The 26,465-nt window shown below is 69.9% G+C and carries 20 protein-coding genes; 10 read left to right on the forward strand and 10 right to left on the reverse strand.

Annotated elements, in window-relative coordinates:
* Window positions 1–103: 103 nt before the first annotated feature.
* On the reverse strand, window positions 104–508 hold the full coding sequence (locus ACFYWI_RS20610) for a DUF4307 domain-containing protein (protein ID WP_389234224.1): 405 nt from the start codon (window positions 506–508) through the stop codon (window positions 104–106).
* 150 nt (window positions 509–658) lie between these two features.
* Between ACFYWI_RS20610 and mca the strand changes: the two genes are divergently transcribed.
* Window positions 659–1,540: a mycothiol conjugate amidase Mca gene (gene mca, locus ACFYWI_RS20615; protein WP_389234227.1), complete on the forward strand. Its 882-nt coding sequence runs from the start codon at window positions 659–661 to the stop codon at window positions 1,538–1,540.
* On the forward strand, window positions 1,533–1,778 hold the full coding sequence (locus ACFYWI_RS20620) for a hypothetical protein (protein ID WP_389234230.1): 246 nt from the start codon (window positions 1,533–1,535) through the stop codon (window positions 1,776–1,778). Before mca ends, ACFYWI_RS20620 begins: the two co-directional genes overlap by 8 nt.
* Window positions 1,779–1,933: 155 nt before the next feature.
* On the opposite strand, the gene ACFYWI_RS20625 is transcribed toward ACFYWI_RS20620, so the two are convergent.
* Entirely contained in the window at window positions 1,934–5,140 is a 3,207-nt protein-coding gene (locus ACFYWI_RS20625) for a tetratricopeptide repeat protein (protein WP_389234233.1), read from the reverse strand.
* A 125-nt stretch (window positions 5,141–5,265) separates the two neighbouring features.
* Here ACFYWI_RS20625 and ACFYWI_RS20630 point away from each other — a divergent pair, with 125 nt between their 5' ends.
* The 5 genes from ACFYWI_RS20630 to ACFYWI_RS20650 all read left to right on the forward strand — a co-directional run bounded on the left by ACFYWI_RS20630 (window position 5,266) and on the right by ACFYWI_RS20650 (window position 14,303).
* Entirely contained in the window at window positions 5,266–7,284 is a 2,019-nt protein-coding gene (locus ACFYWI_RS20630) for a thioredoxin domain-containing protein (RefSeq protein WP_389234236.1), read from the forward strand.
* A gap of 274 nt (window positions 7,285–7,558) precedes the next feature.
* A complete protein-coding gene (locus ACFYWI_RS20635) occupies window positions 7,559–8,779 on the forward strand; it encodes a glycosyltransferase (RefSeq protein WP_389234239.1) in 1,221 nt (406 codons plus the stop codon).
* Window positions 8,776–10,512 carry an ArnT family glycosyltransferase gene (locus ACFYWI_RS20640; RefSeq protein ID WP_389234242.1) on the forward strand — a complete coding sequence of 579 codons (1,737 nt, stop codon included), beginning with the start codon at window positions 8,776–8,778 and terminating at the stop codon, window positions 10,510–10,512. The genes ACFYWI_RS20635 and ACFYWI_RS20640 overlap by 4 nt, the downstream gene beginning before the upstream one ends.
* Window positions 10,509–11,750, forward strand: a complete 1,242-nt coding sequence (locus tag ACFYWI_RS20645; protein ID WP_389234245.1) for a glycosyltransferase — start codon at window positions 10,509–10,511, stop codon at window positions 11,748–11,750. The genes ACFYWI_RS20640 and ACFYWI_RS20645 overlap by 4 nt, the downstream gene beginning before the upstream one ends.
* Window positions 11,751–11,846: 96 nt before the next feature.
* Window positions 11,847–14,303 carry a galactose oxidase-like domain-containing protein gene (locus tag ACFYWI_RS20650; protein ID WP_389234248.1) on the forward strand — a complete coding sequence of 819 codons (2,457 nt, stop codon included), beginning with the start codon at window positions 11,847–11,849 and terminating at the stop codon, window positions 14,301–14,303.
* Between the two features lie 133 nt (window positions 14,304–14,436).
* On the opposite strand, the gene ACFYWI_RS20655 is transcribed toward ACFYWI_RS20650, so the two are convergent.
* Window positions 14,437–15,105, reverse strand: a complete 669-nt coding sequence (locus ACFYWI_RS20655; protein ID WP_389234251.1) for a hemolysin III family protein — start codon at window positions 15,103–15,105, stop codon at window positions 14,437–14,439.
* Window positions 15,106–15,300: 195 nt separating this feature from the next.
* Between ACFYWI_RS20655 and ACFYWI_RS20660 the strand changes: the two genes are divergently transcribed.
* The gene (locus ACFYWI_RS20660) at window positions 15,301–17,124 is read left to right on the forward strand and encodes a phosphoenolpyruvate carboxykinase (GTP) (protein WP_389234254.1); all 1,824 of its coding nucleotides are present in this window, start codon (window positions 15,301–15,303) and stop codon (window positions 17,122–17,124) included.
* Window positions 17,125–17,290: 166 nt separating this feature from the next.
* Here the strand turns inward: ACFYWI_RS20660 and ACFYWI_RS20665 are convergent, their stop codons facing one another.
* From ACFYWI_RS20665 to ACFYWI_RS20690, 6 genes are all read right to left on the reverse strand, one after another.
* Entirely contained in the window at window positions 17,291–17,905 is a 615-nt protein-coding gene (locus tag ACFYWI_RS20665; RefSeq protein WP_389234257.1) for a hypothetical protein, read from the reverse strand.
* The gene (locus ACFYWI_RS20670; RefSeq protein ID WP_389234260.1) at window positions 17,892–19,589 is read right to left on the reverse strand and encodes a substrate-binding domain-containing protein; all 1,698 of its coding nucleotides are present in this window, start codon (window positions 19,587–19,589) and stop codon (window positions 17,892–17,894) included. Before ACFYWI_RS20670 ends, ACFYWI_RS20665 begins: the two co-directional genes overlap by 14 nt.
* The gene (locus ACFYWI_RS20675) at window positions 19,586–20,770 is read right to left on the reverse strand and encodes a toxic anion resistance protein (RefSeq protein ID WP_389234263.1); all 1,185 of its coding nucleotides are present in this window, start codon (window positions 20,768–20,770) and stop codon (window positions 19,586–19,588) included. Before ACFYWI_RS20675 ends, ACFYWI_RS20670 begins: the two co-directional genes overlap by 4 nt.
* A 12-nt stretch (window positions 20,771–20,782) precedes the next feature.
* Window positions 20,783–21,826, reverse strand: coding sequence for a hypothetical protein (locus ACFYWI_RS20680; protein ID WP_389234832.1), 1,044 nt, complete (start codon window positions 21,824–21,826; stop codon window positions 20,783–20,785).
* Between the two features lie 204 nt (window positions 21,827–22,030).
* Window positions 22,031–22,426: a hypothetical protein gene (locus tag ACFYWI_RS20685; protein ID WP_389234266.1), complete on the reverse strand. Its 396-nt coding sequence runs from the start codon at window positions 22,424–22,426 to the stop codon at window positions 22,031–22,033.
* 85 nt (window positions 22,427–22,511) lie between these two features.
* Window positions 22,512–23,723 (reverse strand): pyridoxal phosphate-dependent aminotransferase, encoded by a 1,212-nt coding sequence (locus ACFYWI_RS20690; RefSeq protein WP_389234269.1) that lies wholly within the window; start codon window positions 23,721–23,723, stop codon window positions 22,512–22,514.
* A gap of 690 nt (window positions 23,724–24,413) precedes the next feature.
* Between ACFYWI_RS20690 and ACFYWI_RS20695 the strand changes: the two genes are divergently transcribed.
* Window positions 24,414–25,205, forward strand: coding sequence for a putative protein N(5)-glutamine methyltransferase (locus ACFYWI_RS20695; protein WP_389234272.1), 792 nt, complete (start codon window positions 24,414–24,416; stop codon window positions 25,203–25,205).
* Between the two features lie 98 nt (window positions 25,206–25,303).
* Here the strand turns inward: ACFYWI_RS20695 and ACFYWI_RS20700 are convergent, their stop codons facing one another.
* On the reverse strand, window positions 25,304–25,540 hold the full coding sequence (locus ACFYWI_RS20700; protein WP_389234275.1) for a chaplin: 237 nt from the start codon (window positions 25,538–25,540) through the stop codon (window positions 25,304–25,306).
* A 629-nt stretch (window positions 25,541–26,169) separates the two neighbouring features.
* On the opposite strand from ACFYWI_RS20700, the gene ACFYWI_RS20705 reads away from it, so the two are divergent.
* Entirely contained in the window at window positions 26,170–26,409 is a 240-nt protein-coding gene (locus ACFYWI_RS20705) for a chaplin (protein ID WP_389234278.1), read from the forward strand.
* Window positions 26,410–26,465 lie beyond the last annotated feature (56 nt).

Consider the following 26,465-nt stretch of genomic DNA (forward strand, 5'->3'; position numbering starts at 1 on the left):
ACCACGAGCCTAACAATTTCGGGGCGAAAGGGGGAGGACGTAAAGCATCCGGATCACGTCGGTGCAGGTCAGCCCCCATATGGGTGGGTCCGGGGCCGGGGTGTCAGCGTGCGGTGCAGCCCACCAGCCCGGCGCTCGTCGCCCGCTGCGTCGTACGCACCTTCACGACCTGGTCGATGCGCTCGACGTCCCGCCCGTCGATACGGACGTCCAGCCGGCCCACCTCGCCGCCGTCCTCCGCGAGGGAGCGCACCGTGCACGTGCCGGTGGCCTCACGGTCCTTGCGCACCTCCAGGTGCACCTGCACCTCGCTGTCCGTCGTGACATCGAACTTGATCACTTCGGCGCTGATCTTCTGGCCCGCGATGTAGTCGTAGCCGAACCAGCCGACCATCGCGCTCAGTGCGACTGCGAGCACGGCCCCGACGACCCGGAGCGTGCGGTCGGCGCGCTCGTCCGCGGAGCGGCCGTAGCGCCCCCGCGGAAGGTCCTCGCGGACAGCCGCCATGATCGTTCCTCTCGGGAGGGGGAGGGAATTTTCCGTCCCCCGATTCGGTCACTATAGAAGCCGCCCGCGGGCCACCCGACCGCCGCCCCACACCGATGTCCCTGTGGGTCGGCACCCAATTGTTCGCGACGAATCATTGAGGATCGAGTCTTGACCGAGCAGCTGCGACTGATGGCCGTTCACGCGCACCCCGACGACGAGTCGAGCAAGGGTGCGGCCACGATGGCCAAGTATGTGTCCGAGGGGGTGGACGTGCTGGTCGTGACCTGCACGGGAGGCGAGCGCGGCTCCATCCTCAACCCCAAGCTCCAGGGCGATGCCTATATCGAGGAGCACATCCACGAGGTCCGCAAGAAAGAGATGGACGAGGCGCGCGAGATCCTCGGCGTCAAGCAGGAGTGGCTCGGCTTCGTCGACTCCGGCCTGCCGGAGGGCGACCCGCTGCCCCCGCTGCCCGAGGGCTGTTTCGCGCTGGAGGACATCGACAAGGCCGCCGGCGAACTGGTGCGCAGCATCCGCGCCTTCCGCCCGCAGGTCATCACGACCTACGACGAGAACGGTGGGTACCCCCACCCCGACCACATCATGACCCACAAGATCACGATGGTGGCCTTCGAGGGCGCGGCCGACACCGAGAAGTTCCCGGAGTCCGAGTTCGGCACGGCGTACCAGCCGCAGAAGCTCTACTACAACCAGGGCTTCAACCGGCCCCGCACGGTCGCGCTGCACGAGGCGCTCCTGGCCCGTGGCCTGGAGTCCCCGTACGGCGAGTGGCTGGAGCGCTGGAAGGAGTTCCAGCGCGCCGAACGGACCCTGACGACGTATGTGCCGTGCGGGGACTTCTTCGAGATCCGCGACAAGGCGCTGATCGCGCACGCGACGCAGATCGACCCCGACGGCGGCTGGTTCCGCGTGCCGATGGAGATCCAGAAGGAGGTCTGGCCGACGGAGGAGTACGAACTTGCCACGTCGCTCGTCGATACCTCCCTCCCTGAGGACGACCTCTTCGCGGGCATCCGCGACAATGCCTGATATGAGCGCAAGCGCAAACCTCGCAATGACGCACGCGGCCACCCTCGCCAAGGAGCTCGACGAGAACAAGGTCACCCCCGGTGTCCTGGGCTTCCTCGTCTTCGCGGCGCTGGCCGTGGGCGTGTGGCTGCTGATGAAGTCGATGAACCGCCACATGGGGCGGGTCAACTTCGAGGAGGCCCCGGACCCGGCGGCGTCCGAGGGCCCGGCACAGAAGGCGACACCGGGCTCCGCGTGAGGCCCCGGTCCGCGTGACGTCCGGCTCCGCGTGACCTGCGGAGTCGCGTGGGTTCCGGGGCCCGGTGAGGCCCCCGGCCCCTGGGAGGTTGCGGTCCGCCTCCCCGGACGCCGGACGGGCTGGAGATCAGCCCCTCCGGCGTCCGAGGCACGCGCCTACGCAGGCGCCCCCACCGGCACCCCCATCACCTCGCGGGCGTGGCGGCTCGGGACCAGGCCCAGCTCCCAGGCCTGCCAGCCGTCCTCCAGCCGGACACCGCGGCCCAGCATCACTGCCAGAGCCTCCGCACAGTCCTCGACCTTGCCGTCACGGGACGGGTGCGAGGAGGCCCTCAGCTCGGACAGCTCCTCCTGGGCCACCACCGTGCCCACCTCGATGCCGCCCGGGGACGCGAACGGCAGCAGTGTGCAGCGCAGAAAGCGCGACCAGTCGCCGCCACGGCGGTCCTCGTACGACGTGAACAGCGCCGTCGCCTCGTCGCACAGCGCCAGCGCCTGAACCGGACGGTTGTTGCCCGCGTCGATCAGGGCCAGCTCCAGGCACGTCCAGGCCTCGCCATGGGCGACTCCGATACGGGCGAAGTCCGCGCGGGCGTCCACCAGCAGCTGGCGTGCGAAACCCGAGTTGCGCAGGTTGCCCGTCTGCGCCGCGCGCTGGTCGCGGGTGACACGGCCCGAATGGTGACGCGCGCAGGCCAGCCCGTACACGTCCCGCATCCGCGAGAACATCGTCCGCGCCCGCTCCAGCTCACGCACCGCCTGGTCGCGGTCGCCGAGCTCCTCCAGGGCCTGACCCAGGTAGTAGAGCGACCACGCCTCGCCCCGCGCGTCCTCGTTTTCACGGTGGCGCGCCACGGCCTGGCGCAGCTGGTCGGCCGCGGGCGCCGGATCACCGTCCACCAGCCGGGCCCGCGCCAGCTGGGTCAGCGCCCAGGCCTCGCCACGGCCGTCATGGGTACGCCCGTACAGATCCAGCGCCTCCCGCAGCTCCGATTCGGCGCGCGGTACGTCGCCCATCCGCAGACAGACCTGGCCCAGCTGGAAGTGCGTCCATGCCTCGCCGTGCAGGGACTCGCCCTCCCGGTGGAGCCTCAGCGCCGTCGCCAGCAGCGTCAGCGCCTGCGCGAGGTTCGCCCGGTCCCGCTCCACAGCCGCCAGTGCGTGCAGTGACCATGCCCGGTCCTCGGCCTGCTCGTCCGAGGACTGCAGCTCGATCGCCTCGTGCAGCTTCGCCGCCGCCTCCGGCAGATTGCCCTGGTGGTGCAGGGTGATCCCCAGCGAGCACAGCGCCAGCGCCGCCCCCGCGTCGTTGTGCGCCTCCCGATACAGGCCCACCACCGACGACAGCGTCGTACGTGCCTTGTCGAGCTCACCGAGCTGCCGCGCCGCGATCCCCGTACGCCAGCGCACCGAACGCTCCAGCAGCCCCTGGTCCACAGCCTGCGACAGTTCGCTGATCTCACCCAGCCGGTACAGATCCCCCCGCAGCAGGCAGTAGTCGCACAGAGCACCCAGCAGCCCCAGCACCGCCTGCTGGTCCACACCCTCCGCATGGCGCAGCGCCGAGGTGATGAAGCTCGACTCGTCGTCCAGCCAGCGCAGCGCCGCGTCCAGCGACGAGAAGCCGTGCGCCCCGAACTGGCCCGCCCGCGTCGACATCTTGCCGTCGACCATCCGGATCACCGCACCGGCCAGCTCCGCGTAGTTGTGGATCAGCCGCTCCTGCGCGGCCGAACGATCCTTGGCCTCCTCCTCGTCCAGCAGCCGCGCCCGGGCGAACGTCCGCACCACATCGTGCAGCCGGTAACGGCTCGCCCGCACATGGTCGATCAGCCCCGCCCGCGCCAGATCCGCCAGCAGCCGCTGCGCCTCCTGCTCGTCGGCGCCCAGCAGCGCGGCCGCGGCCGCCGCACCCAGCGACGCCCGCCCGGCCAGCGCCAGCCGGCGCAGCAGCCGCCGTGCCTGATCGGACTGGTCGGTGTAGCGCAGCCACAGTGCCCGCTCGACCGGGTCCACCGGACCGTAGGACCCCAGATCCGCCGCAAGCCGGTCTGCGCTGCGTTCGCCGAGCGACGAGCCCGCGATCCGCAGCGCCAGCGGCAGACCGCCGCACAACTCCCGTACCGTATCCGCCGATTGGGCGTCGTAGGGTCCCGACGACGGCTGTTGCGCGGACTGACGCAGCAACTCCTCCGCCCCCGCCGCGTCCAGTGCCTCCACCGGAAGCTGATGGACCCAGGCGGAAATCCCCTCGCCGAGCTCGATCGGCCGTCGGGCGGTCACCAGCACCAGGCTGTCCGAACGCTCCGGCACCAGCATCCGCACCTGCGCCGCGTCACTCGCGTCGTCCAGGACCACGGTCACCGGCAGACCCGTCAGATGCTGGTGGTACAGCTCGCCCAGCCGGCGCACCTGCTGCTCGGCCGACGACCGTTCCCTGAACAGCAGCTGCTCACGCGGCGCGCCCAGACGGTTGAGCAGATGCAGCAGCGCGTCGCGCGTGGACAGCGGCTGTTCGCCGTCGCCGCGCAGATCCACCACGCACGCACCCCGGAACTGGTCCTTGAGATGGTGGGCGGCACGCACCGCGAGCGCGGTACGCCCTGCGCCCGGCTCGCCGTACAGCACCACCACCGTCGGCCGGGTCTCGGTCGACGCCCGCGCCGCGTGCACCCACTGTGCGATCTGCGCCAGCTGCTCCCGTCGCCCCGCGAACGGCCCCTCGGGCTCGGGCAGATGGGAGAACGACTGCTCCAGCACCGACCTGCGGCGCGCGGCGGCACTGCGATCCACCCCGCGCAACGGCGTCGACGCCGCGGTCTTCTTCGCGGGGCGCGTGGACGCGGCCAGCATCCGCTGCTGGTCCAGGAACGGGCGGATCCCCCGCACCTCCAGTGCCGTCAGCCACTGCAGCCTGAGCTGCTCCGCCCCGCCCGGCTGACCCAGCGCCCCCGCCCTGCGGTGCGCCGCCGGCCAGTGCGCCGCGGTCACCTTGGCGACGGTCGTCGCGGCCCCGGCGACGGCAACGACCGCGCCCGCACCCAGCGCTGTGCCCGTCGCCGTGCCCAGTGCGAGGTCCGCGACCGTCGCGGCCAACGCGGCAACGGCTGTCACCAGGAGGGGAGTCGACAGATTCCCGCGGCTGAACCGCTCCGCCGGAGGCTGCTGCCCCGCCTCGCCCTCCGTCAGCGCCCGTTCGTACGCGGCGTACTCCTCACCCGCGTTCGCGGCCATGGCGTCCAGCGCCGCCCGCCCGTGCGTCAGCAGGACCGCCGGGTCCGACCGCCCGCCCGAACGCCGCACCTCCTCCTCGACGGCCCGCACCAACAGCCGCTCCGCTTCCGCCCGGTGGCCGTCCCGCATATACGTCCCCCTCCGATTGCTCCGGTTCCGATCCGTACCCGTGGTTCCGGCGACAAGTGTCCTGCGCGCGGCGCGCCATTGCGAGGGAGACCGGCGATCATCCGCCCGTGAGAGAGGATGGCAGTATGCCGAACCGCCTCGCCCATGAGACTTCCCCCTACCTCCTCCAGCACGCCGACAACCCCGTCGAGTGGTGGCCCTGGTCGGAGGAGGCCTTCGAGGAGGCCCGCAGGCGCGGGGTCCCGGTGCTGCTGAGCGTCGGGTATTCCTCTTGTCACTGGTGCCATGTCATGGCCCATGAAAGTTTTGAGGATGAACAAACTGCCGCCGAGATGAACGAGCGCTTCGTCAACATCAAGGTCGACCGCGAGGAGCGGCCCGACGTCGACGCCGTGTACATGGAGGCCGTGCAGGCTGCCACCGGCCACGGCGGCTGGCCCATGACCGTGTTCCTCACCCCGGACGCCGAGCCCTTCTACTTCGGTACGTACTTCCCGCCCGAGCCCCGGCACGGCATGGCCTCCTTCCGGCAGGTTCTCGAGGGTGTGGCCACCGCCTGGACCGACCGTCGGGAGGAGGTCGCCGAGGTCGCCGGGAACATCACCCGTGATCTGGCCGGCCGCTCCCTCGCCCACGGCGGGCAGGGCGTGCCCGGTGAGGCGGAGCTGGCGCAGGCGCTGCTCGGGCTGACCAGGGAGTACGACGAACGGCACGGCGGGTTCGGCGGCGCGCCGAAGTTCCCGCCGTCGATGGTCGTGGAGTTTCTGCTGCGGCACCATGCACGCGCCGGGGCCGAGGGTGCGCTCCAGATGGCTGCCGAGACCTGTGAGGCGATGGCCCGCGGCGGGATCTACGACCAGCTCGGCGGCGGTTTCGCGCGCTACGCGGTGGACCGGGAGTGGGTCGTGCCGCACTTCGAGAAGATGCTCTACGACAATGCGCTCCTGTGCCGGGTCCATGCCCATCTGTGGCGGACCACCGGCTCCGACCTCGCCCGTCGCGTCGCGCTGGAGACCGCGGATTTCATGGTGCGTGAACTGCGCACCGCCGAGGGCGGGTTCGCGTCCGCGCTCGACGCCGACAGTGAGGACCGCACCCGCAAACATGTCGAGGGCGCCTTCTACGTGTGGACGCCGCAGCAGCTGCGCGAGGTGCTCGGGGACGAGGACGGGCAGCGGGCGGCCGAGATCTTCGGGGTGACCGAGGACGGCACCTTCGAGGAAGGCGCATCGGTGCTGCAGCTCCCGGGCGAGCAGGCCGATCCGCAGCTGCGGGCACGACTGTTCGCGGCCCGTGAGGAGCGGCCGCGGCCGGGGCGCGACGACAAGGTGGTCGCCGCCTGGAACGGTCTGGCGATCGCGGCGCTCGCCGAGGCCGGTGCGTGCTTCGAGCGGCCGGACCTGATCGAGCGGGCCACGGAGGCGGCCGATCTGCTGGTGCGGCTCCACATGGACTTCTCGGCCGGCGGCGTACGCCTGGCCCGTACGTCCAAGGACGGCAAGGTTGGTGCCAACGCGGGGGTGCTGGAGGACTACGCGGATGTCGCGGAGGGCTTCCTGGCGCTCGCGGCGGTCAGCGGCGAGGGTACGTGGCTGGAGTTCGCCGGTTTTCTTCTGGACATTGTTGTCGAACAATTTGTGGGGGAGGGCGGAGCGTTGTACGACACCGCCCATGACGCCGAGAGGCTGATCCGCCGCCCGCAGGACCCGACGGACAGCGCGACTCCTTCGGGCTGGTCGGCCGCGGCGGGAGCGCTGCTCTTGTATGCGGCGCATACCGGCTCCCAGGCGCACCGCAGCGCCGCGGAAGGGGCTCTGGGTGTGGTGAAGGCGCTCGGGCCGCGTGCCCCGCGCTTCATCGGGTGGGGCCTCGCGGTCGCGGAGGCGCTGCTGGACGGGCCGCGTGAAGTCGCCGTTGTCGGCCCCGAACATGACGCGGCGACACGGGAGTTGCACCGTACGGCGCTGTTGTCCAACGCCCCCGGGGCGGCCGTCGCGGCTGGTGAGGCGGGCAGCGCGGAGTTCCCGCTGCTGCGTGACCGGCCGCTGATGGAGGGGCGTCCGGCGGCGTACGTGTGCCGGAACTTCGTCTGTCACGCCCCCACCTCGGACCCGGAGGAGCTCGCGCGGCAGCTGGGTGGCTGAAAGTCGGCCCCCAAGTACCACAAACGCAACGTGACTTGCCCGGTATCACATGAAGTGCGCCCGGAACGGCAGAATTTATCCGAGGAGCACCGGAACGCAATCCTCCGCCTCTATTGTCCTGAACGAACGAGAGCAGGCGCGCGTACTGGGGAGTGCCGCGTGGGGGAGTTGTGTGCCGTAGGCCAGGGGGGTCCTTGCCACGGCGCAGGTCCAAGGGGGGACTTCGGTGCTGGTTTCGCTGTTTGTTGTTGCCATTTCTGTTGTTTTGTTCTGGATGGCGGCGTTCACGCTGTGGTGGCAGATGCACGCCTGGCGCACGCCCGAGACGCTTGCCGCGACCCGGTTCGACCGGCCGCACGGCGGTGTCGGACTGTCGTTCTCGCTGCTGCTGCCCGCCCGGCACGAGCAGGCGGTGCTGGAGCACACCATCGAGCGGCTGCTGGAGTCGAGCCACTCCAACTTCGAGATCATCGTCATCGTCGGCCATGACGACCCGGAGACCGCGGCGGTCGCCGAACGGGCCGCTGCCCGCGACCCGGTGCGGGTCCGGGTCATCACCGACACGCACGAGGCCAAGAACAAGCCCAAGGCGCTCAACACCGCACTCCCGCACTGCCGCGGCGACATCGTCGGCGTGTTCGACGCCGAGGACCAGGTCCATCCGGAGCTTCTCGCCCATGTCGACCACGCCTTCACGTCCACCGGCGCCGACGTCGTCCAGGGCGGCGTCCAGCTGATCAACTTCCACTCCAGCTGGTACAGCCTGCGCAACTGCCTGGAGTACTTCTTCTGGTTCCGCAGCCGGCTCCATCTGCACGCACAGAAGGGCTTCATCCCGCTCGGCGGCAACACCGTCTTCGTCCGCACCGAGGTGCTGCGCGAGGCGGACGGCTGGGACCCGAACTGCCTGGCCGAGGACTGCGACCTGGGTGTGCGGCTGTCGTCCGTCGGCAAGAAGGTCGTCGTCGCCTACGACAGCGACATGGTCACCCGCGAGGAGACCCCCGGCAGCCTGATGAGCCTGCTCAAACAGCGCACCCGCTGGAACCAGGGCTTCCTGCAGGTGTACCGGAAGAAGGACTGGAAGCAACTGCCGGGACGCGGCCAGCGGATGCTCGCCCGTTACACCCTGATGACGCCGTTCCTGCAGGCCTATTCCGGCCTGATCATCCCGCTCAACGTCGCCATCGCCCTCTTCCTCGACGTCCCGGTCGGGGTCGCCATCGTGACCTTCCTGCCGCTGATCACGGCCATGGTCACCTTCGTCTTCGAGATCGTCGGACTGCACGACTTCGGTGTGCAGTACGGCCTCCGCGTGCGCTTCGTCCACTACCTCAAGCTCATCGTCGGCGGCCCCTTCTACCAGGTCCTGCTGGCCGGCGCCGCCGTGCGCGCGGTCTGGCGGGAGCAGCGGGGCCGTAACGAGTGGGAGCTGACCAGCCATGTCGGCGCGCATCTCACCGAGACCGAGACCCGAGAGGACGCCCACCGGTGACCACGACCCTGCCTCCGGCCCCCGAGGCGGCCGCCGACACGGCCGCCCCCGCCACCGACGCATCCACCGAGGCCCCCGAGGGCGGGCGGCGGACCGCCGAGCCGGCGCCCGGCCACGTCCGGCCCGTCATACGGTTTCGCAGATCGCGCCCCGATCTGCTGCTCTGCGTGGGGTTGTTGTGCGTGATCCTGCTCGTGCAGGGCTGGAACATCACCCACTTCCCGACCCTCAGCGACGACGAGGGCACGTACCTCGCCCAGGCCTGGGCGGTCCAGCAGGGTGACGGGCTCGCGCACTACACGTACTGGTACGACCATCCGCCTCTCGGCTGGATCCAGATAGCCTTCCTGACCTGGATCCCGTCCTTGATCGCTCCCGAGTCGATGACCGTCGCCTCGATGCGGTTCGCGATGCTGGTGATCAGCGCGGCGTGCGCGGTGCTGCTGTACGTGCTGGCGCGGCGGATGTTCCTGCCCCGCTGGACCGCCGGACTCGCCATGCTGCTGTTCGGGCTCTCTCCTCTCTCCGTCGTCCTGCAGCGCGAGATCTTCCTCGACAACATCGCCGTGATGTGGATGCTGCTGGCGTTCTGCCTCGCGGCGTCGCCGAGCCGTCATCTGTGGCACCACTTCGCCGCCGGGCTCACCGCGGCGACGGCCGTGCTCACCAAGGAGACGATGCTGGTGGTGCTGCCGGCGCTGCTGGTGACGATGTGGCGCCACAGCCATCGCGACACCCGCAAGTTCGCGGTCACCGGCGCGGTCACCGCGTGTGCGCTGATCGGCCTGTCGTATCCGCTGTTCGCGCTGCTCAACAACGAACTGTTCCCCGGCCCCGGCCATGTGTCGCTGATCGATGGGATCACGTACCAGATGAGCCGCGAGGGATCCGGGTCCATCTTCGACGCGGGCTCGGGCTCGCACGGGGTGTTCCGGTCCTGGCTGTACTACGACCGGGTCCTGCCGCTGGGCGGTCTCGCCGGAGCGGCGCTGCTGCTGCTCACGCTGCGCTGGTCGGTGACGGCCCGGGCACTGGCCGGTCCCGCGCTCGCGGTGGCGATCCTGGCGGTCGTCGCGATGCGCCCCTCGGGCTATCTGCCGGCGATGTACGTCATCCAGGCGCTGCCGTTCCTGGCCCTGGTACTGGCGGGCGGCGCGGCGAGCGTGTCCCATGCCGTCCTGCGCCGCCCCTTCGGGAACGCTGTGCCAGAGGTCCGGTCACGGGCGGCCGGCAAGGAACCGGACGCGGACCGGAGCCCCCGGCGGGCGGGGCTGGTGCGCGGTGCGCGCTGGGCCGTGGCCGCGACCCTGGTGGCCGCCGCTGCCGCCTATGTCCTGCCGCGCTGGTACGAGGGCAACCGCGACGCTCTCACCGTGGACGCCAACGGCCCCTACCGCTCCGCCGCCGCGTGGATGCAGGAGGAGGTCGCCGACCCCGCATCCACCCGCGTCCTGGTCGACGACGCCCTGTGGCTGGATCTCGTGCACGACGGTTTCGAGCCCGGCACCGGGGCGATCTGGTTCTACAAGGCGGATCTGGACCCGGCGGTGACCAAGACGATGCCGCGGGGCTGGCGGGACCTCGACTATGTCGTCTCCTCGCCGACCGTCCGGCGTGACGCCGTCGATCTGCCCAACGTCAAGGCAGCACTGGAGCATTCGACGCCGGTCGCCGTATTCGGCGAGGGCGACGACCGCATCGAGATCCGCCGGATCGCTGGAGGCGACCTGTGACCACCCCCCGTACCGGAGCCGAAGAACTCGGCGATCCGGAGCTGAGTGCTACCCAGGTGCCCGAGCCGGGCGCCGTCACCCTCGTCATCCCGACCTTCAACGAGTCGGGAAACATCCGGGAGTTGCTGCGCAGGCTCACCGAGTCGGTGCCCTCACGGCTGCCCTGCGAGGTCGTCTTCGTCGACGACTCGACCGATGACACGCCCGAGGTGATCCGCAGCGCCGCGCAGGACTGCCCCTTTCCGGTCTCGGTCATCCACCGGGACGAGCCGGCCGGCGGACTCGGCGGCGCGGTCGTCGAGGGAATGAAGAGCGCGGGATCCGACTGGATCGTCGTCATGGACGCCGATCTGCAGCATCCGCCCGCCCTTGTGCCGGAGTTGGTGGCCGCGGGGGAGCGCTCGGCGGCGGACCTCGTCGTCGCCAGCCGCTACATCCGCGGCGGCAGCCGGGAAGGACTCGCGGGCGGCTACCGCATCGCCGTCTCGCGCGGCGCGACCTGGCTGACCAAGGGGCTGTTCCCGCGCAGACTGCGCGGGATCAGCGACCCGATGAGCGGGTTCTTCGCGATCCGCCGCAGTGTCGTGACCGCCGACGCACTGCGGCCCCTCGGTTACAAGATCCTGCTCGAGCTCGCGGTGCGCTGCCGGCCGGAGACGGTCGCCGAGGTGCCGTTCGTGTTCCAGGACCGGTTCGCGGGCGAGTCGAAGTCGACGGCGAAGGAGGGGATACGGTTTCTCGGGCATCTCGTCGGGCTGCGCACGGCGTCACCGGTGGCCCGGATGCTCGCGTTCGGGCTGATCGGCCTCACCGGCTTCGTACCGAACCTCCTCGGTCTGCATCTGCTGACCGGTGCCGGAATGCACTACCTCCCGGCCGAGATCGTCGCCAACCAGTTCGGCGTGATCTGGAACTTCCTCCTCATCGAGGTGCTGCTGTTCCGCGACCGCCGGCGCCACCGGCACTGGGCGGACCGGGTGGGCAGGTTCGCGGTGCTCGCCAACGCCGACCTGCTGCTGCGCATTCCGCTGATCGCGCTGTTCGTGGGACGGCTCGACATGGAGGTGCTTCCCGCGACCGCCCTGGCGCTGCTGACCACGTTCGTCCTGCGGTTCGCGGCGACGGAGGCGCTGGTCTATCTGCCGCGCAAGAAGAAGGTCCGGCGGCCCGGTCCGGAGGGCGCCGGTACGCCGCAGGCGCCCGCGCAGGCGGTGGGCAACGGGCCGGCCGCCCACTGAACCACCGCTCACCGCACACCATCCCCACGGCCGCCGCACCGCCGGACGGCCACTGAACCACCGCACGGAGAGAGCCGCACGGAAAGGGATCCGCCCATGCCACCATCGATCCGCACAGGCCGCCCCCGGGGCAGCCGCCGCAGCCGCCGCAGAACGGCCCTGCTCGCTGTCTGCGCCCTGACCACGGCTCTGCTGATATCCGCGCCGCAGGCGTCCGCCGGCCCGCCCAACCTGATCAGCAACCCCGGTTTCGAGACTCCGGGACCGGACGACATGCCGGCCTGCTGGAAGAAGTCGGGCTGGGGCGACAACGACTTCACCTTCCAGACCGTCGCCGATGCCCACTCGGGCACCAAGGCGATGAAGGTGTCCCTGACCCGCCGGGTCGACGGCGACCGCAAGGCGCTGATCACCGAGGACACGGTCTGTGCGCCGAAAGTGACGCCGGAGAAGCAGTACGACCTCTCGCTCTGGTACAAGTCCACCACCCCGGACACCTCCGTCACCCTCTTCCGGCACGACACGACGGCCGGCTGGCAGTACTGGACCGACCTCAAGACCCTGGACATGAGCGCGGACTACCGTCGCGCCGAGGTCCGCACCCCGGCCGTGCCGCCGGGCACCGACCGGATCGCCTGGGGTGTGTCGGTGTACGGCACCGGCTCGGTCACCACCGACGACTACGTCATGGAAGAGGTGGCCCTCCCCACGCCCGAACCGCAGTGCACCGGCACCCCCGAGGAGTGTCTGAAGGGCCGCTGGGACGTTCTGCCCGTACAGAACCCGGTGCGCTCCATGCACTCGGTGGTGCTGCACAACGGCAAGGTGCTGGTGATCGCGGGTTCCGGCAACGACCAGTCGCAGTTCGAGGCGGGCACGTTCACCTCGGCCATCTACGACCCGGCCGACGGCACCTTCCGTACGATCCCCACCCCTGTCGACATGTTCTGCGCCGGCCATGTGCAGCTCCAGGACGGCAAGGTGCTGGTCATGAGCGGCAACAAGGGCTATCCGTCCGCCGACGGCACCATCGGCTACCAGGGTCTGAAGGACTCCTTCGTCTTCGACCCGGCGACCGAGACCTACACCCGCACCAATGACATGAACGGCGGCCACTGGTACCCGTCGGCGACGATCCTCGGCAACGGTGACGTCATCTCCTTCGGCGGCCTGAAGGAGGACTCCACCGGCAATGTGACCGCCGAGCTGTTCTCCGCGTCGCAGAACAAGTGGCTGCCGCTGTGGCAGGTCAATCAGACGTGGTCGTTCTGGGGCCTGTACCCGTCGATGATCCTGATGCAGGACGGCCGGCTCTTCTACTCCGGCAGCCATGTCTTCGGCAACGGCACCCAGGGCAGCGGCGCCTCCATCTACGACTACAGCGCCAACACCATCACCGATGTGCCGGGCCTGCAGAACAAGGACCAGCGCGACGAGTCGGCGAGCGTCCTGCTGCCGCCGGCCCAGGAGCAGCGTGTGCTCACGGTCGGCGGCGGCAACAACGAGACCAACCCCGTCGCCAACCGGCTGACCGACATCATCGACCTGAAGCAGCCCAGCCCGGCCTACACGCACGGCCCGTTGCTGCCGCAGGGCGAGGTCGACCAGGGTCAGGGCCGCCGGCCGCAGACGGGGGCCGAGGGCAAGATGTTCGTCTCGGCGGTGCTGCTGCCGGACGGGAAGGTGCTGGAGACCGGAGGCGGTCTGCACGACCGGGCCGATCCGGTGTACGAGGCGTCGTTCTTCGACCCGGCGACCAACACCTGGGAGTCGGGGCTCGCCACCGACCCGATCCCGCGGACGTACCACTCCTCGTCGTTCCTGCTGCCCGACGGCAGGGTGATGTCCGTGGGCGACAACCCGGGCAACGGCACGTACAACCACAATGTGTCGGTCTACACCCCGCCGTACCTGCTCAAGGGCGCCCGGCCGCAGATCACCTCGGTCATCGACGGCCAGTGGACGTACGGAGACACCCAGCGGATCACGGTCGACCGGCCGATCGCCAAGGCGGAGCTGATCCGTCCGGCGGCGGTGACGCACTCCTCCGACCCCAACCAGCGGTTCGTGGACCTGCCGATGACGGTCGACGGGAACAACATCGACCTCAATGTCACCAGCAACCCGAACCTCGCGCCGCCCGGCTGGTACATGCTCTTCGCGGTGGACGCGAACGGCATCCCGTCGGTGGCGAAGTGGGTGCACCTGGGCGGGCCCACCGCGATGGCCGCGTCCGACGAGGCACCTTCGGCGCACGTCCACGATTTCGCGGACGACTTGGCGAAGGCGCCCAAGAAGGCGCAGAAGAAGCGGGGTTCGGTACCCGTCAGCCCGGAGATCGCGGGCTGCGACCGGCACTACGGCGCGGCGGGAGTCTGTGTCCCGACGGTGTTCCCGAAGAAGGTGAAGGCGACGACGGCGGCGAGGTGCGCGTGGCTGAAGGCGCATGACTACGGTCGCCTGAAGGTGAACGGCAAGGACGACCCCCTGCGGCTCGACCCGAACCGGGACGGGCTGGCGTGCGCGAAGGGGGATCTGCGCACGGCCCGTTGACGACAGTGCCGCACCAGCGGCCCGAAACAGATGGTCCAGACCTGTGAAGGACAGGTCTGGACCATCTGCGTGACCGGCTCCAGAGGGGGGCGGGGTCGCGAGGGTATGTCTGTCGGGAGTGCCCGGACAGGGCCTAGTAGGCCACCAGCGAGATGCCGACGTAGTGGACGATGAACGCCGCGAGCGTGAGGGTGTGGAACACCTCGTGGAAGCCGAACCACCGTGGTGACGGGTTGGGCCGCTTGAGGCCGTAGATCACGCCGCCCACGCTGTAGAGCACCCCGCCGACGATCACCAGGACCAGCACCGCGATCCCGCCGGCGCGCATGAAGTCGGGCAGGAAGAACACCGCGGCCCAGCCCATCGCGATGTAGCAGGGCGTGTACAGCCAGCGCGGCGCCCCGACCCAGAACACCCGGAATGCGATTCCCGCCAGCGCGGCGGCCCAAACCGCCCACAGCAGCACCCTCCCGGTGGAGATGGGGAGGAGCAGCAGCGTCAGCGGGGTATATGTGCCCGCGATGATCAGAAAGATGTTGGCGTGGTCCAGCCTGCGCAGCACGGCCGTGGCGCGCGGACCCCAGGTGCCCCGGTGGTAGAGCCCGCTCACGCCGAAGAGCAGGCAGGCGGTGAACACGTAGATACCGCAGGCGATGCGGCCGCGCGTCGAGTCGGCGAGCGCTGTGAGGACGACTCCGGCGATGAGTACGGCGGGGAACATCCCCGCGTGCAACCACCCGCGCAGTCTCGGCTTCACCGGCGGCGGGTCGAGCTCGGTCACTTCGGGCGCGGCAGCAGTCATGGTCGGAATGCTACCTACGCGACCGTAGGTAGCAGTCAACAGTGGCGATGCTCACGTGAGAGCTCCTCTGGACATATGGGCGATTGGCACCGATGATCAGATGAGTGCGGTCGGCACCGGATGAGCGCCTACGAAGCGTCCGGGTCGCAGCCCCCACGGGGCAACAACCAATAAACCCCTCACTTAGGAGCAATCGTGGCGCGCGACAACGCGGCTCCCGGCATCGTTCCCACCACCCACCAGGAACTCATCTCCTGGGTCGACGAGATCGCAGCAATCACGCAGCCGGACAACGTCGTCTGGTGTGACGGTTCCGAAGCCGAGTACGACCGGCTCAGCGAGGAGCTTGTTGCCAAGGGCACCTTCAAGAAGCTGGACCCGATCAAGCGCCCGAACTCGTACTACGCCGCGTCCGACCCCAGTGACGTCGCCCGCGTGGAGGACCGCACCTTCATCTGCTCCGAGAAGGAGGAGGACGCGGGTCCCACGAACCACTGGAAGGCCCCCGCGGAGATGAAGGACATCTTCGCCGGTGAGCAGGGCATCTTCCGCGGCTCGATGAAGGGCCGGACGATGTACGTCGTCCCGTTCTGCATGGGCCCGCTCGGCTCGCCGCTGTCCGCGATCGGCGTCGAGATCACCGACTCCGCCTATGTCGCCGTCTCCATGCGCACCATGACCCGCATGGGCCGGCCGGTCCTCGACGAGCTCGGCTCCGACGGCTTCTTCGTCAAGGCCGTCCACACCCTCGGCGCCCCGCTCGCCGAGGGCGAGGCCGACGTCCCGTGGCCGTGCAACTCCACGAAGTACATCTCGCACTTCCCCGAGACCCGTGAGATCTGGTCCTACGGCTCCGGGTACGGCGGCAACGCCCTGCTCGGCAAGAAGTGCTACGCCCTTCGTATCGCGTCCGTCATGGCCCGCGACGAGGGCTGGCTCGCCGAGCACATGCTCATTCTCAAGCTGACCCCGCCGCAGGGCGAGTCGAAGTACGTCGCCGCCGCCTTCCCGTCGGCCTGCGGCAAGACCAACCTCGCCATGCTGGAGCCCACGATCTCCGGCTGGACCGTGGAGACCATCGGCGACGACATCGCCTGGATGCGCTTCGGCGAGGACGGCCGCCTCTACGCGATCAACCCCGAGGCCGGTTTCTTCGGCGTCGCGCCCGGCACCGGCGAGCACACCAACGCCAACGCCATGAAGACCCTGTGGGGCAACGCCGTCTTCACGAACGTCGCGCTGACCGACGACAACGACATCTGGTGGGAGGGCATGACGGAGGAGACTCCGGCCCACCTCACCGACTGGAAGGGCAACGACTGGACCCCTGAGTCGGGGACCCCGGCCGCCCACCCGAACGCCCGCTTCACCGTCCCGGCCGCGCAGTGCCCGATCGCCGCACCGGAGTGGGAGGACCCGAAGGGTGTGCCGATCTCGGCGATCCTCTTCGGCGGCCGCCGCGCCTCGGCCGTGCCGCTGGTGACCGAGTCCTTCGACTGGCAGCACGGTGTCTTCCTCGGCGCGAACGTCGCCTCCGAGAAGACCGCCGCCGCCGAGGGCAAGGTCGGCGAGCTGCGCCGCGACCCGTTCGCCATGCTGCCGTTCTGCGGCTACAACATGGGCGACTACATGGCCCACTGGATCAAGGTCGGCAAGGATGCGGACCAGTCCAAGCTGCCGAAGATCTACTACGTGAACTGGTTCCGCAAGAACGACGCCGGCAAGTTCGTGTGGCCCGGCTTCGGTGAGAACAGCCGCGTCCTGAAGTGGATCGTGGAGCGCCTGGAGGGCAAGGCCGAGGGCGTCGAGACCCCCATCGGCATCCTGCCGACCAAGGAGGCCCTGGACACCGACGGCCTGGAGCTGGCGGAGGACGACCTGGACTTCCTGCTCAAGGTCGACGCCGAGGTGTGGCGCGAGGAGGCCTCGCTGGTCCCCGAGCACCTCAACACCTTCGGTGACCACACGCCCAAGGAGCTGTGGGACGAGTACCGCGCGCTGGTCGCCCGGCTCGGCTGACCCGGCCCCGTACGGCCAACGCGGCGGGTCTGCCCGACATCCGCCCTGACCTGTGGGGGTCAATTCCCGACCCGCCGCGTCCCGGCCCCCGAGGCCACCTCACCGGCTTCGGGGGCCGGACCCTTTTCCGGCAGTGTCCGTCGGGCAGTGTCCGTCCGGCGCCGCGCTACGAGGCGACCCCGCCCCGCTCCTCCAGATAGCGGGTGTGGGTCTGCTGGCGTCGGGACTCCGTCTCGCGGAGCTCCGCCGCCAGCGCGTCCGCCTCCGCGTGCAGCACCCCGAGCTGTCGCTCCAGATGACGCTCCGGCGGCTCCGCACCCGGGGCGAGGCGGCTCCACCAGCGGGTGCGTACGAAGGTGTCGACGGACTCCGGGATGTCCTGCCGGATCGTGCGGGCCAGGGCGTGCACGCCCTCCGGGTCCTGGGCGAGTACCTCCGCCACCCAGCCGGTCTCGAGCAGGGCCGCGAGCAGCTCGGTCAGCTCGGTGAGCCGGCCACCCGCGGCGGGCGGCAGTTCCACGGACGCCAGATAGGCGTGCAGGGTGGTGAAGTCGGCGCGCAGGGTGTCGAGTTGCTCGGCCGGGTCGGGGAAGTCCGGGGCCGGCGGCCGCTCGGGCGGGACGATCAGCGCGCCCGCGCCGTACAGCCCGGCGATCACGAGCGGCCAGTAGAGGCCTGCGAATCCGGTGAAGGTGAGGGCGAGTCCGCCGATCCCGAGAGCGCAGCCCGTGAGGTTCTTGGTGGACTCGAGATAGCCGAGCGCCCTTCTACTGATAGCCACGGATCTCCTCGAACGCGCCGTCCAGCGAACCTTTCGTCGCGTCGAAGAGCCGGCCGCCGGTGAGGGTGGCGATGTGCTCCAGCTCCGCGCGGTCGGAGTCGCCGAAGAGGATGGGGAAGACGGGGGTGTGGCGGCGGCCGGCCGGCAGCCGCCCGTAGTACGCGTCGAAGGCCGCGGGCCGGGCGCCCGTGGTGTTCTCGCCGTCCGTCATCAGGACGATCGAGGTGAACGTCTTCGTGGAGTCCGCGCGCCCCAGGTGCTCGTAGGCATCCTGAAGGCTGCTGAAGATCGCGGTCTCGCCCTCGGCGCTCAGCGCGGCCGCGTCGGCGCGGATGGCCCTGAGGGCGGCGTCGGGGCCATCCGGGTCGACCGTATGCGTACGGACCCGCTTGACCGCCGATCCGAACGGCATCAGCGTCACCTCCTCCCGGTCCCGGAAGTCCTCGGTCAGCTCGGTGAGCGCGTCCTTGAGGCGCTGCAGCCGCTCGCCCTCCATGGAGCCGGAGGTGTCCAGGACGTACACCGTGCGCGAGGGCCGGCGCAACCTGTTGTCGTACGCCTCCAGCAGTCCGTCGGCGACGGACCGGGTGCCGGGGAAGGGCAGTTCGCGGCGGGTCCCGGCGGCGAGCGCCGCAGCCGGCCTCACCCCGGCGACCACGGGCCTGCGCAGCGTCTTCCCGGTGATCGCGCGCTGGGCCTCGGCCTCGCGCAGATACGTGGTCAGACTCCGGCCGGCGGCGCGTGCCTGTGACGTGGCGGAGGTGAGCAGGGTGAAGGGGTAGTCGGCGGTCACCACCCCGTCCTTGGGCCGGATGACGGTGAGCCCGGCGCGGCTGTCGCGGTTCATGGACAGCAGGACGGACTCGTAGTTGACGAGCGCGTCGACGGAGGTGCGGCGGGCGTACGCGGTGGCCAGCCACCCCGAGGAGCCGGAGGTGAGCTGCTGCCCGGCGAAGAACTCCTTGAGCTTCGGTGTCGCCGTGCGCACATCGGCGTCGGTGAGCGCGGACTGCGCGCCGGACAGGCCCGACGCGACGGAGATCAGGGCGGAGAAGCCGGAGTTGGAGCGGACCGGATCGGTCATGCCGTAGGTCAGCCGGCCGTCGGCGACAGCCCTGTGCACCTGGGTCCAGGTGACGTCGTCGGGCTGCCAGCCGAGCCGCCGCACGGTCTGCGTCCGCACGCCGAGCGCGACGGGAGAGGTCATGATCGGAGTCTCGGAGCTGATGCGCGAGCCGACACCGGGCCGCAGCCGCAGATAGTCGTTGGACGACAGCCACACGGCGTCGTAGACCCCGTCGGCCTTCCCCGACGCGATCTGCTCGACGGCATCGAGCGTCCCGCTCCAGGTGGCCTCCACGCCTATCCCGGTGGCCTCACGGGCCGCATCCAGGACCGGCCGCATGTCCTGGAGCTCACTGGAGGCGAGGACACGCAGCGTGACGCGGCTCTTGACGGGCAGGGTCCTGTCCCGGCCGCTCCCCTCCGTGGTGCAGCCGCCGATCAGGGTCAGGCCGAGGGACACGCCTACGACGGCCCGCACGGTTTTCACGCGTGCTCCGGCCGCGTGGCGCCGCCCGGTCCACGGGGCCGCGGCCCGGCGTCCACGGGGCGTGGCCCACCCCCGCCCGTGGCCGATCGCGCGGGCCGCGGCACGGCGCAGGCGTGCGGTGGAGCCGCTCATGAAAGGCCCCCCTCGAGCGCTTCGGCCGTGCGTGTGCGTTCCAAGTAGCGGCCGGCGGCCTGGAGTTCACCGGTCAGCGACTCGACGGTCGCCGCCATCGACTCGGTCGCCCGGGCCTTGTACGTGTCGATCGCGTCCAGCGTCCGGTAGATCTGCTGGAACGCCGTACGCAGCGTCTCCGCGCCCACCGCCGGGTCGGCCGCGATGCGCTGGATCTCGCCGCTCTGGGTTGCCAGCATCTCGGCGTTGCCGCGGATGAGGTCCTCCGTCGTGGAGCGCAGGGTGTTGACCTGTTCGGTCACCTTGCGCTGGTTGTCCAGAGCGGAGGCCAGCATCACCGCGATGCGCAGGGCCGAGACCGTCGTGGTCGCCGCACGGTCGACGCCCTTGATGAGCTCCTCGTTGTTGCGGCGTACGACGTCCATGGCGAGATACCCCTGTGCGCAGACCGCGAGCTGGGTGAGCAGGTCCTGGTGCTTCTGGCGGACCGGGAAGAGCACGTCCGCACGCAGCGCGTCGGCCTGGACCGGGTCCGTCATCTCCACCGACGCGATCCGCTCACCGACCGCGGCGTCGAGCGCCTCGGTGAGAACCGCGTACTCCTGGAGCTTGCCCATGGACTCCCACAGGCGCGCCCGCTCCGTGTGCAGCGCTGCGTTGTCGCGGCGCAGTTCGTCCTGGCCGCCGCGGAGCGCGCCCACGATCTTGTTGAGCGTCGCCTGGGAGGAGGCGTATTTGGCCACATGGTCCCGGAGTTTGTTGCCCCCGGGCAGCTTGGCCAGCAGCCGGCGTGCCCCCTTTCCGGGCGTGTCACGCGGGTCGAGGTCCTCGACGGTACGTCGCAGTGCGACGAGGGAGGATCCGACGCGGGCCTGGGCGTCCTCGCCGCCTTCGGACAGGGAGCGTACGGTGCGGTCCAGCATCCGGTTGGACTGCTGGGCCGCGCTGCGGATCTCGCCCGCTCCGAGCGAGGCGATCTCGCCGATGCGGGTCGCGAACTCGGGTGAGCGGGCGTCGAGTCCGGCGAGCGACGACACGTACTCGTCGGCGCGGCGTGTCATCTCCGTACGGACGGTGTCGTCGAGCGGGACCAGTCCGGACGCCTGCTCGGCCCGGACCGGTGCGACCGGCTCAGGCGCCGTGAGTACCAGCGGTTCACTGCTGTGCTGCTGTGCGGTCATGGTGAAGTCCCCCTAGGACCTGGTCCGTTCGGCCATCGCGTGCAGGACCTCAGCGGTCGGCACGGGCGCCTGGCGGATCCCGGTCAGCTTCTGGTTGAGGAAGTCGGTGTAGCCGGCGGTCGCGGCGGTGAACTCCGCGGCCGCCCCCTGCGGCCGGAACCCGTGCCGTACGGCGAGCTCGCGCAACCGGGTGTCGGAGCCGAGCAGTTCACCGAGCGCGCGCCCGTTCTCGGTCAGCGGGACGAGTGTGTGGTCGCTGGAGACGGTGGTGTCCGGATAGAGGACGACGAGATCCCCCAGGTCCTGTTTCTGCAGCAGCAGCGAGGCCACCTGTGACTCGTACACGAGGACCAGTGGATTGCCGACGCCACTGATGAAGTCCCGGAACGGAGCGTCGCTGCTGGTCTGCTGCGCCCCCTGGACGCTGATCAGCTTCTTCAGCAGCGGCGCGGTCCGGTCCACGGCAGCCTCGTCGGCTGCGACCCTGCCGCCGTCGGTGACGTACGAGGCCGCGGCCAGATACAGCGCGCCGGAGTTCGACGCGACGGGGTCGGTGCTGGTGATGAACACGGTCCCGGTCAACTCGGCATGCCCGGCTGCTCCCTTGAGCTGCTGCCAGGTCCGGTCGGCCCGCGCGGCCTTCAGATACGGCTCCATCCGCAGCGTCCCGGTCGATGCGCCGCTCAGCGTGGCGAGCCCGTTGTCCGCGAGGACCTGTGCGGCGGCGCGGTGCGCGACGACGACGAGCGGCGAGTAGAAGGGGCGGATCGGGCCGCCCCGGACCTTCGCCCGGCGCCGCAGCTCATCGGCGGGTGCCTTGGACGACGGGAACGCGAAGTCCTGCCCCTCAAGGGCCTGTTGGTCCATGGCCCAGGACCCGGAGGTCTCCGTCCGCACGGTGAAGCCCTTGGCAGCCAGGGCTTTCACCACCTGTGGATCGGCGAAGAACTCCGCCTTCTCCGATCCGATCACTCCCTGCACGGTCTTCGTTGCCGTGCCTGTGTCCGGGCTTTCGCGGCCTGCGATCACGGCGACTGCCACACCACCGATCAGCATCACCGCCAGGACGATTCCTGCGATGCGTCTCACGGGTGCAGCGTGCTCGCGGAAACCCACATTCCGGGCGGGACCAGGTGGACGGGAGGTGAAGTCCGCGCAGCACCGGCGCAACAGGCAGGCCCGGCACCGGTACGCCGTCCTGGCCGCCCGGGGTGGGTGGCACCCGGTCCGCGCGCCTCGTCGGCCCGCGGACCGGGGCCGTCAGGGGGCGCCGACCAGCCGCGTGTCGTGCAGGGCGGCGGTGTGCGCGTCCATGCGCTCGGCGGCGAGGATCGCGGCTGCGGTGTCCGCGCGGGACGCGGCGACGACGAGCGCACGGCCCGCGAGTGCGAGCGCGCGACGGTGCAGTGCGGGGGCGTCGGCGCGGCTCTGTGCGGCATGGCGCACCGGCGGCGTCCCGCGCAGCCGTGAGACCTGCGCGGCGATGCGATCGCCCTGCTTCTCGAGCCCCAGCTCGTCCGTGACGGCGAGCAGGGCGGCCAGATGCCCGGCGAGCTGGATGTCCAGCTCCTCCTCCCGGGACCGGTGGGGAAAGTCGGCGGCGTCGGTGGCAGGCGCCATGGTGTGTACCGACTTGGCGCGGATCGGTTCGTACATGGGAATGGCCTCCTGCTTGCTGACAGGAGACCATCCTACCTTGGATCGAGTCTAAAGTTGACCCTGGTCGCTCTACGAAGTGACGTCAGTGCTGCCCGTACCCGTCGAGGAACGCCCCGATCCTTGTCACCGCGTCCGCGAGGTCCTTCGACGAAGGGAGCGTGACGATGCGGAAGTGGTCGGGATCGGGCCAGTTGAAGCCCGTGCCCTGCACGACCATGATCTTCTCTGCGCGCAGCAGATCGAGCACCATCCGCCGGTCGTCCTTGATCTTGTAGACCTTGGGATCGAGCCGAGGGAAGAGATACAGTGCACCCTTGGGCTTCACGCAGGTCACGCCCGGGATCTGCGTCAGCAGCTCGTAGGCGACGTCCCGCTGCTCCAGAATCCGCCCGCCGGGCAGCACCAGCTCCTCGATCGACTGCCGTCCGCCGAGCGCCGTGGCCACCGCGTGCTGGGCCGGCATGTTGGCGCACAGCCGCATGTTCGCGAGGATCGTCAGTCCCTCGATGTACGAGGAGGCGTGGGCCTTGGGTCCGCAGACCGCCATCCAGCCGGAGCGGTACCCGGCCACGCGGTAGTTCTTCGACAGCCCGTTGAACGTGAGCACCATCAGGTCCGGCGCGACGGTGGCTGTGGGGGTGTGCGTGGCCCCGTCGTAGAGGATCTTGTCGTAGATCTCGTCCGAGCAGACGATCAGATTGTGCCGTCGGGCGATCTCGGTGAGCCCGCGCAGCATCTCGTCGTCGTAGACCGCGCCCGTGGGGTTGTTCGGGTTGATGATCACGATCGCCTTGGTGCGGTCGGTGATCTTGCGCTCGATGTCGGCGAGGTCGGGCATCCAGTCGGCCTGCTCGTCGCAGCGGTAGTGCACGGCGGTGCCGCCGGCGAGCGACACGGACGCGGTCCACAGCGGATAGTCGGGCGCCGGGACGAGCACCTCGTCACCGTCGTCGAGCAGTGCCTGCATCGACATCTGGATGAGCTCGGAGACGCCGTTGCCGAGGTAGATGTCCTCGACGTCGAGGTCGATGCCCTTGGTCTGGTAGTGCTGCATGACGGCCCGCCGCGCGGACAGCAGCCCCTTGGCGTCGCCGTAGCCGTGCGCTCCGCCGACGTTGCGGAGGATGTCCTCGAGGATCTCCGGCGGGCACTCGAACCCGAAGGCGGCCGGGTTGCCGGTGTTGAGCTTGAGGATGCGATGACCTGCAGCCTCCAGCCGCATCGCCTCTTCGAGGACGGGGCCCCGGATTTCGTAACAGACGTTTGCGAGCTTCGTGGACTGGATCACCTGCATGTCCGCGAGCTTACGGGCGCGTAACGGTGATCGCTCCGTGTTTTGGGCCACGACGCCCCTGATACTAATGTCCGCTTTGTTGCTTCTCGGGGTAGGAGTCGCGGGGATCCTTCGAAAGCGCTGTGGGGGCGGCGGGCTGCCTGCGATTCCTGCGGTGATCGGGTGGGTGTGTTGTCCTGGTCACTTTTGGGGCGCGGAGGGCGTGTGGTCATGGCCATGCAGTGCCCGCCGTCGCACCCGCAAGGGCTCCACCCGCCCCGGCCGTACCCGGAGCAGCCCTCATCGGACTCCTCCACGGACGGAACGTCCCCCGTCCCCGCGTGCGCGTGGGACGACGAGAACACGGTGCCACGTCGCGTTCCTCACCCCGGGGCAGACGCGCGGACGGACCCGGGCTCCGCCGGCCTCGACGCGACGGCGCGGAAGGCCCTGAAGGTGCGCGACGAGGTGCGTCGGCCGATCGGCCGGGCGTGGTGCCCGCAGGGCCCGCACCGGAGGAACTCGCGGTATCCGCAGGGCCGTCGGGCTCGGGGTCCTGTAGAGTTGCGGGCTCAAGTGCGGCAGCGACGAGCCCTGGAGGTGAGACCCATTACCGCAGTAGCAGGCTGGGTGCCCTCATCTCTTGGCCGAGCGGTCGACCACCGGGCGTAGGTGACCGCGAGGGTGCCCTTCGGTACCCGGAAGGCTCCCATGCTCGTTCCCCCGTTGTCCCGTTCCTACTCCGCCGTCGTCACGACCCTCCGTGGCGCGGGCTGCGTCTTCGCCGAGGACGAGGCCGATCTCCTCATCTCCACCGCACGCGACCCCGGCGAACTCGCCACCATGGTCGAACAGCGCGTCCGCGGGCTGCCGCTCGAGCACGTCCTCGGCTGGGCCGAGTTCTGCGGGACGCGGGTGTCCGTCGACCCCGGGGTGTTCGTACCCCGCCGCCGTACCGAGTTCCTTGTCGGGCAGGCCGTCAGGCTCGCCCCGCCCGGTGCCGTGGTCGTGGACCTGTGCTGCGGGTCGGGGGCCGTGGGGGCGGCCGTCGTCGCGGCCCTCGGGCGGGGCGAGTTGCACGCCGCCGACATCGAGTCCACGGCGGTCCGGTGCGCCCGGCGCAATGTCGCTTCGGCCGGCGGGCAGGTGTACGAGGGGGATCTGTACGAACCCCTGCCCTTCTCGCTCATCGGGCGTGTCGATGTCCTCGTCGCCAACGCGCCGTATGTGCCGACCGAGGAGATCGGGCTGCTGCCTCCGGAGGCCCGCGACCACGAACCGCTGGTCGCGCTGGACGGTGGGGCCGACGGGCTCGGGGTCCAGCGGCGGGTGACGGCCGGGGCGGGGCAGTGGCTCGCGCCGGGCGGCGTGCTGCTGATCGAGACGAGTGAGCGTCAGGCGCCGCTCACCGTCGCCGCGTTCGCCCATCATGGGCTCGACCCGCGGGTGGCCGTCTGCGAGGACCTGGATGCCACCGTCGTGATCGGGACGAGGCCGCTCTAGTCCTCACGCATCCTGAATTCCGAGATCACCGGAATTCAATGGAACGGCCCCGGTGAGCATGCGCTCCTCGGGGCCGTTCCGCAGAATGTCAGGTGTTGTCAGACGTTCCCGCAGGTGTTCGCGAGCGTCGGGTTCAGCAGGCCGATCACGGTCAGGCTGTTGCCGCAGGCGTTGAGTGGAAGGTGGATCGGGGCCTGGATGACGTTGCCGGACAGGACGCCCGCCGAACCCACGGCGTAACCCTCGGCTCCCGCGTCGGCCATGGCGGGCGCGGCGGCGCCGCCGAGCGCCATGACGACACCTGCGACAACGGCTGCAGCCTTCATGCGGTTCATTTTGATCCTTTCAGCAGTGGCACCGTACGCAGCCGCGACCATCGCGCTGCGCAGCCGCGCATTCCATGCCGGCGAGTGCCTCTGCGGAACTAGTAACGATTTCATTCCCACAGGGAAACCAGCGCGCGACCGCTGAACCGAAAAGTCACTCGTATGCCTCACGGGTAATCCTCCCGCAGGCGGCACCTGATTCGTCGGATTTATTTCTGGCTATTTTCCCGGGATGTGAATCCCGGCCCCTGTGTGCTTCTGAAATGTCCTTTGCTCGGTGTGTACGGCGGCACGTGAGTCCCCGATCGCACGTCATGCCCGGCCAACCACCGCCGATGCGGGACTGGTTGCGGACGCTCACCCGGATGCCGCACCGGCGGTGCTTGCGCGGAATGGATCCTTCCCCCGAACCCCGTGCCAATTGCGACCGGTAAGTGAAACCGAAGGGCGGTCCGGGCGGAAATAAGAATATGAGAATCGCGGCGACCGAAATTCGCTCACCTGTGGCGTGACTGTTACGGACGTTGGGCCGAACGGGGCACTCATGCGAGTGGGCCGTGCCATCCATGTGGCTCATCCCGTTGCGATTACCGCGAGCCCCTGGACGGGGCAGAACATCGAACAGAAGGTGCTTTTCCATGAAGACTGTCAAGCAGGCTGCTCTGGTGCTGGCCGCCGCCGGTCTGGCCGCCGGTGCCGCGTCGGGTTCCGCGTTCGCCGACGCCGGAGCGCAGGGCGACGCCGCCGGGTCGCCGGGCGTCGCCTCGGGCAACCTGGCCCAGGTTCCGGCGCACGTCCCGGTCAACGTCTCGGGCAACACGGTGAACGTCATCGGCGCGCTGAACCCGGCGTCCGGCAACGCGGCGGTCAACGGCTGACCGCGTAGCACCGAACCCCGCACCGCCGCCACGGCGCTCCGGTGCACTGCACAGCA

Source organism: Streptomyces sp. NPDC002889 (assembly GCF_042888425.1).
Taxonomy (GTDB): domain Bacteria; phylum Actinomycetota; class Actinomycetes; order Streptomycetales; family Streptomycetaceae; genus Streptomyces.